This window comes from Photorhabdus australis DSM 17609, from assembly GCF_000711895.1.
Lineage (GTDB): Bacteria > Pseudomonadota > Gammaproteobacteria > Enterobacterales > Enterobacteriaceae > Photorhabdus > Photorhabdus australis.
In genome coordinates this window covers 30,416-42,510 of sequence record NZ_JONO01000015.1, presented here as the reverse complement: position 1 = coordinate 42,510, position 12,095 = coordinate 30,416, and the positions used below count along the sequence as shown (strand labels likewise).

General features: G+C 40.7%; 10 protein-coding genes. 5 read left to right on the top strand and 5 right to left on the bottom strand.

The genetic code is table 11. The features are described from left to right. Positions 1–4: 4 nt before the first annotated feature. Positions 5–2,839 (bottom strand): excinuclease ABC subunit UvrA, encoded by a 2,835-nt coding sequence (gene uvrA, locus BO26_RS06710; protein WP_036770206.1) that lies wholly within the window; start codon positions 2,837–2,839, stop codon positions 5–7. A 349-nt stretch (positions 2,840–3,188) separates the two neighbouring features. Here uvrA and BO26_RS06705 point away from each other — a divergent pair, with 349 nt between their 5' ends. Further along, on the top strand, positions 3,189–3,722 hold the full coding sequence (locus BO26_RS06705; protein ID WP_036770204.1) for a single-stranded DNA-binding protein: 534 nt from the start codon (positions 3,189–3,191) through the stop codon (positions 3,720–3,722). A 215-nt stretch (positions 3,723–3,937) separates the two neighbouring features. Here the strand turns inward: BO26_RS06705 and fghA are convergent, their stop codons facing one another. Next, positions 3,938–4,786, bottom strand: a complete 849-nt coding sequence (fghA, locus tag BO26_RS06700) for an S-formylglutathione hydrolase (RefSeq protein WP_036770203.1) — start codon at positions 4,784–4,786, stop codon at positions 3,938–3,940. A 118-nt stretch (positions 4,787–4,904) separates the two neighbouring features. Beyond that, a complete protein-coding gene (locus BO26_RS06695; RefSeq protein WP_036770202.1) occupies positions 4,905–6,014 on the bottom strand; it encodes an S-(hydroxymethyl)glutathione dehydrogenase/class III alcohol dehydrogenase in 1,110 nt (369 codons plus the stop codon). 488 nt (positions 6,015–6,502) lie between these two features. Between BO26_RS06695 and BO26_RS06690 the strand changes: the two genes are divergently transcribed. Beyond that, the gene (locus tag BO26_RS06690) at positions 6,503–6,964 is read left to right on the top strand and encodes a DUF6392 family protein (protein WP_236637358.1); all 462 of its coding nucleotides are present in this window, start codon (positions 6,503–6,505) and stop codon (positions 6,962–6,964) included. A gap of 1,124 nt (positions 6,965–8,088) precedes the next feature. On the opposite strand, the gene BO26_RS06685 is transcribed toward BO26_RS06690, so the two are convergent. Then, entirely contained in the window at positions 8,089–8,421 is a 333-nt protein-coding gene (locus tag BO26_RS06685) for a hypothetical protein (protein ID WP_036770201.1), read from the bottom strand. 811 nt (positions 8,422–9,232) lie between these two features. Between BO26_RS06685 and BO26_RS06680 the strand changes: the two genes are divergently transcribed. The 3 genes from BO26_RS06680 to BO26_RS06670 all read left to right on the top strand — a co-directional run bounded on the left by BO26_RS06680 (position 9,233) and on the right by BO26_RS06670 (position 11,367). Then, positions 9,233–9,844, top strand: coding sequence for a hypothetical protein (locus BO26_RS06680; RefSeq protein WP_036770200.1), 612 nt, complete (start codon positions 9,233–9,235; stop codon positions 9,842–9,844). Next, positions 9,844–10,326, top strand: a complete 483-nt coding sequence (locus BO26_RS06675; RefSeq protein ID WP_036770199.1) for a surface-adhesin E family protein — start codon at positions 9,844–9,846, stop codon at positions 10,324–10,326. Before BO26_RS06680 ends, BO26_RS06675 begins: the two co-directional genes overlap by 1 nt. 288 nt (positions 10,327–10,614) lie before the next feature. Then, on the top strand, positions 10,615–11,367 hold the full coding sequence (locus BO26_RS06670; protein ID WP_036770198.1) for a sulfite exporter TauE/SafE family protein: 753 nt from the start codon (positions 10,615–10,617) through the stop codon (positions 11,365–11,367). Positions 11,368–11,754: 387 nt separating this feature from the next. On the opposite strand, the gene BO26_RS24825 is transcribed toward BO26_RS06670, so the two are convergent. Then, complete coding sequence (locus tag BO26_RS24825) at positions 11,755–11,958, bottom strand: hypothetical protein (protein ID WP_477707010.1); 204 nt, start codon at positions 11,956–11,958, stop codon at positions 11,755–11,757. Between the last annotated feature and the right edge of the window lie 137 nt (positions 11,959–12,095).

The window sequence follows — 12,095 nt, the reverse complement described above, 5'->3', positions numbered from 1 at the left end:
CGCGTTATGCTTTTTTCTGCAATATAGGTTTCAGGAAACGGGCGGTATGTGATTTTTCACACCCGGCTACTTCCTCTGGGGTACCAGTAACCAGAATTTCACCGCCGCCGCTACCTCCTTCAGGACCAAGATCAATGATCCAGTCAGCGGTTTTAATAACATCAAGGTTGTGCTCGATAACTACAATAGTATTCCCTTGATCGCGTAACTGATGCAAAACCGTTAGCAATTGTTGGATATCAGCAAAGTGCAAACCCGTTGTTGGCTCATCAAGAATATATAATGTTTGTCCTGTGCCGCGTTTGGATAACTCGCGTGCCAGTTTTACTCGTTGAGCTTCGCCACCTGACAATGTTGTTGCTGATTGCCCCAGTCGAATGTAGGAAAGGCCAACATCTATTAATGTTTGCAATTTACGCGCCAAAGCTGGAACAGCATCAAAGAATTCACGAGCTTCTTCGATAGTCATATTTAGCACTTCATTGATATTCTTGCCTTTATACTTTATTTCCAATGTTTCACGGTTATAACGCTTACCTTTACATTGATCGCAAGGTACATAAATATCGGGTAGAAAGTGCATTTCTACTTTAATCACACCATCACCCTGACAAGCTTCACAGCGTCCACCTTTAACATTAAAACTGAATCGTCCAGGTGTATAACCACGGGCGCGGGATTCCGGTACACCAGAGAATAATTCACGGACTGGCGTGAATACGCCGGTGTAAGTTGCCGGGTTAGAGCGAGGAGTTCGGCCTATCGGACTCTGGTCAATATCAATCACTTTATCGAAATGTTCCAGCCCCTGAATATCAACATAAGGAGCGGGATTGATATTGGTCGCACCATTTAACTGACGTTGTGCAATGGGGAACAGAGTGTCATTTATTAGCGTCGATTTACCAGAGCCAGAAACCCCGGTAATACAAGTGAATAACCCGACAGGCAGATTGAACATCACATTTTTCAGGTTATTACCCTTGGCTCCAATCAGTTTCAGCATCTTTTTCGGATCTGCCGGGATACGTTTTTCTGGGATCATAATTTCCCGTTCACCACTCAGGAATTTACCTGTCAGTGAATCTTTGCTTACCATGATGTCTTTCACTGTGCCTTCTGCGACGATTTTACCGCCGTGTACACCCGCACCGGGGCCGATATCAATGATATGGTCAGCAGCCCGGATAGCATCTTCATCATGTTCAACCACAATCACGGTATTGCCCAGGTTGCGCAAGTGGATGAGTGTTTCCAGCAAGCGTTCATTATCCCGCTGATGTAATCCGATAGAAGGTTCATCCAGTACATACATGACTCCCACCAGGCCAGCACCAATTTGGCTGGCAAGACGGATACGCTGGGCTTCGCCTCCGGATAGCGTTTCGGCAGAACGGGAGAGTGTCAGATAATTCAGACCAACATTAACCAGAAATTTCAGGCGGTCGCGGATCTCTTTTAATACTTTCTCAGCAATTTTCGCACGTTGACCGCTGAGTTTAATATTTTGAAAGAAGTTCATCGCATGGCCGATACTGAAATCTGAGATTTCCGGTAGGGTGGTATTCTCAATAAATACGTAACGAGCTTCTTTGCGTAAGCGGGTTCCGTGACAGGAAATACATGAACGATTACTGATATATTTCGCCAGCTCTTCACGAACAGCCGTAGATTCCGTCTCTTTATAACGGCGTTCCATATTATGCAGTACACCCTCGAACGGATGGTTGCGTACTGTGGTGTCGCCACGGTCATTGATGTATTTAAATTCGATGGATTGTTTACCAGAACCGTACAACACCACTTTCTGAATACTGCTGCTAAGGGAGCTGAAAGGTGCTTCAATATCGAATTTATAATGTTCGGCCAGTGAACATAACATCTGGAAATAGTAGAAATTACGACGATCCCAGCCACGAATTGCACCACCGGCGAGGGAGATATCACCATTTTGAATCACTCTGTCAGGATCGAAAAATTGCTGGATGCCTAAACCATCACAAGTTGGGCAAGCACCGGCTGGGTTGTTAAAAGAGAATAGGCGAGGTTCCAGTTCACTCATACTGTAGCCACATGTTGGACACGCAAAGTTGGCGGAGAAAATCAGTTCCTCAGCCTGAGCGTTATCCATATCGGCGATAATGGCTGTACCGCCTGAAAGCTCCAGAGCGGTTTCAAAAGATTCCGCCAGACGCTGCATCAGATCGGCACGGACTTTAAAACGATCAATGACCACTTCAATGGAGTGTTTCTTCTGTAATTCCAGTTTTGGTGGATCGGATAAATCACAGACTTCACCGTCAATGCGCGCTCGGATGTAACCTTGTGCTGCCAGATTATCGAGTAATTTAGTGTGTTCACCTTTGCGCTCTTTTACAATTGGCGCCAGCAGCATCAAGCGATTACCTTCTGGCAGTGCCAGCACATTATCTACCATTTGGCTGACAGTTTGTGCCGTCAATGGAACATCGTGATCAGGGCAACGCGGTTCACCTACGCGGGCAAACAGCAAACGTAGATAATCATGAATTTCGGTGATTGTTCCCACGGTTGAACGTGGGTTGTGGGAAGTGGATTTTTGCTCAATGGAAATAGCCGGTGATAGTCCTTCAATATGGTCAACATCGGGTTTCTCCATCAGTGATAGAAACTGGCGTGCATAGGCTGAAAGTGATTCAACATAACGACGCTGTCCTTCTGCGTAAAGCGTATCAAATGCCAGAGAAGATTTACCAGAACCGGACAAACCCGTGATAACGATCAGCTTGTCTCGAGGAATTATCAGATTGATATTTTTGAGATTATGGGTACGTGCGCCCCGAACTTCGATGTTATCCATGAATCATTTCCCGGATTATTCATACGTGCATATACCCGTCATCTTTCAAGTTGCCTCTTTGTTGGCTGCATTCGCTTACCCCGGTCACATAGTTTGCTATGTTCACTCCCTTACCGCCGCGATGCATCTTGAAATTCATAGGGTATATAATAATAAGTGAGTTATTATTACACAGAGTTGACTGATTAGATATACAGTATTTAAGTGAAATAATGTAATAAGTACAGTATGAAAGTACGGTAAGCTTCGCAAAGTTCGCTTTAAAGCGGTCACGTTTCATTTTTAGCGTCGCATGTTAAACTGCGCTGCTTAATAATTGTAGAAATTCATTTCATCAGGAGTATTCCCAATGGCCAGCAGAGGCATAAACAAAGTTATTTTAATTGGTAATCTGGGGCAGGACCCTGAAGTCCGCTATATGCCAAACGGTGGAGCAGTTACCAACATTACTCTGGCAACTTCTGAAAGCTGGCGCGATAAACAAACCGGCGAGATGAAAGAGAAGACTGAATGGCACCGGGTTGTTTTATTCGGCAAACTGGCAGAAGTTGCGGGTGAATATCTGCGTAAAGGCTCACAGGTTTATATTGAAGGCTCCCTACAAACTCGCAAGTGGCAGGATCAAAATGGTCAGGACCGTTACACCACTGAAGTTGTGGTAAATATGGGGGGATCCATGCAAATGCTGGGTGGTCGTGCTGGTGGTAATTTCCAGGAAGGGCAACCACAAGGCGGTAGCTGGGGGCAGCCACAGCAGCCACAATTACAGCCACAGCAATCTCAGCAGTTCAGCGGCGGCGGTGCTCCTTCACGTCCAGCTCAATCCTTTGCTCCACAAAGCAATGAGCCACCAATGGATTTTGATGATGATATTCCGTTCTGAGTGCGGAATTTTTATTTATAAAACAACTGATTATCATATCTGTGAGGGAATGCGAAAATACGCAGCCTGATGCACGGTTTGATGAGAAGCCGCTGGGGAGATGACTTTAAACCAGCGGTTTACTTTACAGAATTGCCCTTCACTAAATGTAGTGATTAACCCCCAAATGGTTTTGGTACTCTTTATCGTAAAAATATTATAGATTCGTATGCGATTTATTGATTACCAGAACAAGTCCCCTTCAATATCCTGGCATGATACGCGATATGTTCGTCGATAAAACTGGTGACGAAATAGTAGCTATGGTCATAGCTGGGGCGTAGGTTTAGTGTGTAGGGATGTCCTGTTCTTTCGCATACATCTTTTAGTCGTTCAGGGCGCAGCTGTTCTTCAAGAAATGGGTCATCGGTACCGATATCAATTAACACATGCAATGGTTCAGTGCTATTGGCTAGCAGCTCGACTGTATCATAGGTTTTCCATGTGTCACGATCTTCGCCCAAGTAAGCGCGAAAAGCTTTTTCTCCCCAGGGAACCTGAGAGGGCGCAACGATCGGTGAAAAGGCCGATACACTGCGGTAACGATTTGGATTACGTAGCGCGATCATCAGTGCACCATGACCGCCCATAGAATGACCACTGATGGCTCTGGCGGTTGTTGCCGGGAAGTGTGCTTCGATCAGTACCGGTAGTTCTGACACCACATAATCGTACATGCGGTAGTGCAATGCCCAGGGTTGCTGTGTTGCGTTGAGGTAAAAACCGGCTCCCTGACCCAAATCATAAGCGCTATCATCAGCAACGTTCTCACCACGCGGGCTGGTATCTGGAGCGACAAGGATAATACCCTGTTCGGCAGCATAACGTTGAGCACCCGATTTAGTGATGAAATTCTGCTCATTGCATGTTAAGCCTGAGAGCCAGTACAGCACCGGTAATTTCTGATGTTCAGCTTGAGGAGGAAGGTAAACGGCAAAGTTCATGGTACAGCCAAGCGTAGCTGATTTGTGCTGATAAACATCCTGCCATCCCTCAAAACAAGTGTGGCGTTCAATCCTCTCCATTCTTTTTCCTCTTTGTAAAACTAACAGGTTCACTCATTTCACGGTGAACCCGGCCATCGTTGCCTGTTTTGTTAAAAACCGTCTGTCACAGCACGGTTTTTAACTTTTGCAAAACGGATTAGTAATGGATAACTGTGCGAATCGATTTTCCCTCATGCATTAAATCGAATGCTTCATTGATGCGTTCGAGCGGCAAGGTGTGAGTAACAAAGGGTTTTAACTCAATTTCACCTTTCATTGCCTCTTCCACCATTTTAGGCAACTGACTGCGGCCTTTAACACCGCCAAAAGCGGTACCTCGCCATGAACGGCCAGTGACTAGTTGGAATGGTCGGGTTGAGATTTCTTGCCCTGCACCGGCTACACCAATAATGACTGATTGTCCCCAGCCACGGTGTGCACTTTCGAGCGCGGCACGCATGACATTGACATTACCAATACATTCGAAGGTATGATCCACACCCCATTCCGTCATCTCGATAATGACCTGCTGAATAGGTTTGTCGTAGTCTTTCGGGTTCAGGCAGTCGGTTGCACCGAATTGTCTGGCTAGCTCAAATTTTGCCGGGTTTGTATCGATGGCAATGATCCTGCTAGCTTTTGCCTGACGAGCGCCTTGGATCACGGCAAGGCCAATGCCGCCTAGTCCAAAGACGGCGACAGAATCACCGGGTTGCACTTTAGCTGTATTGTGTACGGCACCAATACCGGTAGTGACACCACAGCCCAGCAGGCATACTTCTTCATGGTTTGCTTCCGGATTGATTTTTGCCAGCGATACTTCGGCTACGACTGTATATTCGCTGAATGTAGAGCATCCCATATAATGATAAATAGGCTGTCCTTTGTAGGAAAAACGGGTTGTGCCATCCGGCATGACACCTTTCCCCTGAGTTGCCCGTACAGCTACACACAGGTTGGTTTTTCCTGATTTACAGAACAGGCATTCCCCGCATTCTGCGGTATAAAGAGGGATAACGTGATCACCGGGCTTGACGCTGGTGACGCCTTCGCCAACCTCAACGACTACGCCTGCGCCTTCATGTCCAAGTATGACCGGAAAAACACCTTCCGGGTCATCCCCTGACAGGGTGAAGGCATCTGTGTGACACACACCGGTATGGCTGATTTTGACCAGTACTTCACCGGCCTGGGGCGGGGCAACATCGATTTCAACGATCTCAAGGGGTTGATTTGACCCAAATGCAACAGCGGCTCGTGATTTCATAATCTTTCCTTTTGAATAGACTGTGTCATGTGTTCACGAATACAGATTAATAAAGTCAGTCGGTTTGTCAGCGAAAATGATGTTCGGATCAGAGAAACGGCATCTTAGATCGAGGTTTTCTGTGCTTCAATTTGGCCTTTGCTCCTCCTGACTCGAGTGAGAACGCGTTTTTTCTCTTTCTGACGAATGGGTATAAAACAAGTATCTCCTGAATAGTGGGGGATGTATACCTAATAGATTTCGAGTTGCAGCGCGGCAGCAAGTGAACACATCCCCAAGAGCATAGATAACTTCAGTTGTATCTCGTCTATCCCCCTTTTACAGGCTTTGATGTTAATAATACGTTTATAAATCGTTATAAAACATAAGTTATTGCCTGTGTTTGAGGCGATAAAATCAGCCATACGGGAAGAGGGGCATACTGATGAGCAGTGAAGCAAATCGTTGGAAGATCTACACCGATTGAACAAAGAACAAGGGTGGTATGAATGATGGTGGATATTATCGCAATCATAAAAAGCTTGGGGCTGACGGCAGATTTTTTGGTTGAAAAAAAAATTATTTCTGCTGGAAAATTTAAATATTTGTTTGAGGGAGATGAAGAATTTTTTTACAAACCTGAATCAGGTATGAGGCTTATTTTTGATGATGTCTCAAAGCAGCTAAAATCGATACAGTTCACATTGATCAATATCTATGACAATAGTGGTGTATATAGTGGAGAAATGCCTTACCCATTTTTACATTCAATGGATAGAGCAATCGTTAGAGCACTTATGGGAGAACCTAATTCTGTTGGTAGTCCTGAGAAAATCCCTGTCATTGGTATCGTTGGCGGATATGATTCATATACACATAAGCTGAGTGAACAATATCCTAATACAGAAATTCGTTTTCTCTATTTGGCTGATCTGCGGGTGCATGCGTTAATATTTGAACATTTTGCATAAATGCTTTCTGTAATATTTCTCTTTTATTGGATAACGGTTAATAAACCGTTATCCGTGTTTATATGTTAGTGGTAGGATATGAATAAAGAGTTTATATAAATAATAATGGTCAATGTGGAGACACTAATAAACAATCTAAGAAGAACTTATCAGGAAATTTTTATTGAAAAGTAATCTCTTATTTGTTTTTTATATAATAATATGTTAATTACGATTATTTAATCTATCTACGAAAAAATTTACTTCAGGTTGAAAGCGTTAATAAAATCATTCCCTTTTGGAAAATACACTTTCTGATTAAACGACTCATATTATTATTTTTATTTTTTCCAAAAAGAGATATAAGTATTCACCACGTTAATTTTTGTTTCTCATTTTTCACTGATGGTTTTATAATAAACCAGTTTTAAACTATTTTAAAAGTCATAGTATTAATCCTTGGTTTTAATCGGGATAAAGTTTTAACCGTTGTTTTAACCACATTTAACGCCTGATTTTTAGAAAATTTAATCATCATGGCATATAGTGGTTTTACGTTTAATGAACATTAATCATAGCCGATTTTAGCTTTAATAACGCGGTCTTACCAGCAATCCTGAATAGTTTTAATAAGGCATTCTCTTTATGTTTTTACGGATAATCAATCCTTTAATCGGAATAAACGAGATAATGTTATGTTTATTATACCCAATAGATTTCAAGGTGGATCGCGACGGCAAGGGAGCGAATCCCCGGGAGCATAGATAACTATGTGACCGGGGTGAGTGTAGCCAACAAAGAGGCAACTTGAAAGATAACAGGTATATATGCTTGAAAATTTATTTGGCTTATTATTAAGGGAAAATTCCGGGTTGATTTTAGCGTTAATTTTGTCAGGGACTTAGATTTAGTTGAAAAGTGATGATAAAAATTGGGTGATTATCAATGTTAAGTTTAGATATTTAAATGAGTAACTTATTTATATAAAACTTCCCATAAATTAAAGGTTTATTTCTTAAATTTTATCATTTAATTTGTTAAAGTAAATTTTTTCCACAAGTATGTATGAAATAGATAGGATTTATCTAGACAAGGAAAGTAGATTTTTAGCTTATAAGGCCCAGCATAAACTGGGCCTATATGTATTACTGTGTAACATCGATCAAACCAAGATCATTATTTAATGTTGTGCCACTAATCATATAGTTGGCGATTGTTTTATTTCCTTTTTTGTATGAAAAAACTTGATGAGCTTCATTATCACGACCCCATACTACAAAAACATGCATATAAACCATTGCCCCATCAGGAACCCCAAGATCACCTGGATCAATAGTCTTTGTTACGCCAAGAGTAATATCATCACCTTGTTTACTTAGAAATTTTTCACCGTCAGCATCAATATAACTAAATTGGATTCTGGCAACAAATCCACCTGAATTTTTCAGGCTCATTTGTCCAATTTTTTGAAATTCCATAATAATTTCCTCTTAAGAAAGACGCTAATAACATTGAGATATTCGACTACACAAATCGTCCAGGATTTATAAAAAAATAAATAACATCTTAAAACAACCAGGGCAAATAAATATTATGTTTTTTTAGAAATAATAAAATTATCCTGATGAGTGTCAAAAATATATGATTTATTTATTTTTATTTTCATAGATATTTAATATAGTTCATGTTTTTCTTTGAAATATAAATCAATTAATAATTTGTTCCTTATTATATAGTAACATCTTTATTGTTTTGATTGGTAATAATTCCAATGTGTAATATTTTTCTCGTTTGGAGCAGGCAAGACGATTTGATCTTTTTATTAAATCAATATTGGTTGTTTGTCATTCTGGAGTATCAGTTTATAATTCTATTTTATAAAAATATAACATCATCAGATTGATTAGGGAAATGTACAAATTTTTGGTGTTCTATTCGAGTATAAATAATTTAAGATTTTTAAATGACAATACATTTGGAATGATATTATGAAAAGACATTTGATAGCGTGTGTTTGTTGAAGACTTATCGATTAAAATAATGATTGCTTATTTAATATCAGGAAATGAAAGATCATAAGCTTGGCAAGCCGGAAACCTTTTGATATCTTTGCAATAACTTGCCTTTGTAATATGCTTTTTTTAGCTGATTAGGTAACCAAAATATACAAGAGGGATTAAAAACCTATCTAATAGGAGTTATGCAATAGGTGAGTATCTTCACTAATTCAGATTCTGGTTTTAATATGCAACGATTGCCACTGACGGTAAAAAATATTAAAGGAAAATTATGTCTGTTTTTAAATCTTTATTGATGACTGCGGTTTTGGGGGCTTCTGTTAACACGGTTGGGGCGGCAACGTTGACTGATAGTTTGCTTCAGTGTAATCCTCAATTCTTCCAAACACTTTATCAGCATCGTGCAGCTTTAAGTAAAGTCGTGAATGTTGAGCATGATAATAAAGGGAATGCCTGGATTCCGGTGAAAGATGAGGAAGTAGGAATCGCGTTTTTTACTCAACCTATCCACGATAAAAAATTGACATTGTCTGGTTATTATGAACGGTTTTATGACTTGGATAAGCTGGGAAAATACTATTTTTGGGGTTTTTTAATCAACGAACCAATAGAGGCTGTTGTTGCTGCGACACCAGAAATGGGCTGGCAACACAGTGACGATCTCTACATTGCCAATCCACAAATTAAACTCAAGCAGGATATGCCTTGGCAACCTAATCCTTCTACGACTAATGGAATTGCCCCGATGGTGGGTAGTGCGGAGAAAGTGTTAATGCTCAGCAGCAAAAATGGAAAATCGATATTACATTGTTCTATTCAGGGCAGTATCGATCAGGCATTACTTTATCAAGAACGACCGGATATCGCAGCAGGGAATCAATAATGAAACGTTTATTTATTATCGCTGGGATATCACTGTTAGCTGGCTGTGCCAATTATGCAACGCAGGGAGTTAAGCCGCCTAATATGGTTAAAGTACTTGATAATGACAGGGCCACAACCTATTTTTCTTTTGAGGGAATTGCAGCCTACAATAATAATCCACATCTTCGTCAGTTTTATACAATTAATAATTACAAAGAGCCTGGGGTGATCTCGAAGGAAAAAAATTTGTCTATTTATAGTTCACGAACGATCAATGTAGTGAACTGTGATCGAATGGAAACCGCTGCATTTGAACTCACATTCTTTTCTGAGCCTTTCGCCAGAGGTTTGGTTATTGCGAGGCGGGATGAAGTGGGGCAATGGAGAACGTTTTCTGAACAGTCGATCATAGAAATGATTCGTGGGTTAGTGTGCAGAATTGAGCCGTCCCGGCTGAAACCCGCTTTGCCTAAGGATACACAAACACCATTATTAGGGTAGTTGTTTCAGCTATAGAGAATTGAACAGGTCATTGGGATTTGTCAGCAGTCTGAAACCCATCGAAGGTGGGTTTCGGCTTCTGAGATATATCGGTTTTACTCATGATATTAACCGCGTAGCTTGGTTCCTTCATTTTTTCCACTAGCCAATTATCAGCATCATTTGTACATAAGCGTATCCTGTTGGTGCTCCCATTTTGAGCAGATTGTCCTGACAAACGATAGTAAAAACTATTAATATTGAGAAAACGATCACTTTGGTTTTAAAACCGTTTGCAAGGAAATATAAATGTTACATGTACTGGCATGGTCTGAGCTGCTTATTTGCATTTTTGTCGTTTTCTTTGCTTATCTGGTTTTTGGTATGGCAGGGTTTGGTTCTGCACTTATTGCCAGCCCGATTTTGGCTCTCTATATTCCGATAGCAAAAATTGTCCCTTTATTAGCGTTGATAGATCTAACCGCTGCAGTGATTAATCTCGCGAGAGAAGGTAAAAAAACAGAATTCAGCGAAATCAAATTAGTTATTCCGTTAATGATTATAGGTAGCTTGATTGGAGCAACTATTTTATTAATGGCGCGACCCGATGTTTTAGTTTTGGTATTGGGGTTATTTGTTGTTTTCTATTCACTTTATTCTCTGTTCGTGGGTAGAATTTATCATCAGTTCCCAATTAAAGCAGCTATTCCATTTGGTCTTGGTGGCGGTATTTTCAGCGCACTATTTGGTAGCGGTGGTTTTCTTTATGCAATTTATCTGGCGGGGCGGATACCAGATAAGGAAATTTTCAGGATCACTCAGACGACTTTAATTGGCTTCAGTACCTTGACAAGGGTGATTATTTTTATTGTCATGGGGGCTTATCTGGATACCTCATTTTTATTATTAATACTGGTATTTATTCCAGCGATGCTGTTGGGAATCTATTTTGGCCGCCAGGTGACACTGAAAATTTCCAGGGAAGTTTTCCTCAAGTTTATCAATATTCTTGTGCTGGTTTCTGGCTTAATGTTGATATATCGTTATATATTTACTCTTTGAAATAGTAACTAATAATTAATGTATTTCGTATGATTTTATTAACTTGTTGTTTTCTATTTTGTTTCGTATTTATTCTGTTTGTTTTTGCTGGATAGGCATAAATAAAATGAATATTCGTGATTATATACCCTATGGATTTCAAGATGCTTAGCGACGGCAAGGGAGCGAATCCCCGGGAGCATAGATAACGATGTGACTGGGGTGAGTGAGTGCAGCCAACAAAGAGGCAACTTGAAAGATAACAGGTATAAGTAGTATAGCGGTTATTGGCATTGTCATTGGTTTGACTATCCCAATGATAGTGCTACATTTGAATAGCCAGGGGGTTCAGGATATTGGTTGTTTATACGACGGTCTTTACTATCAGTCAGTTGTTTGGTCCCTCTATTATTGTTCTGATGGCAAGTTTTCGAGCTGGTGAACCACTGATCCAGTTTGACCAGGTGGACCCCCCGCCGCTGCGGCATTATTTCTGGTTTCGACAATAGATCGGTTTACTCCACAGAATGATAATGGCTGAAGATTGTTACTGTTATAGAAGTGGTTGTAAGTAGCAGCCAGTTTTCGAAGAGTGAATAAATTGATCTTCAAATAATATCGTTAGCTATTGATTTCGACACTATGATCACTGGATAATCTTTCGCCTTAAATTCTCTCACTGTTTTCCACTCTAAAAGCCAAACGATTGCTTTTATGGTTTATTGAACCGATTGGTGCAATATTCATTA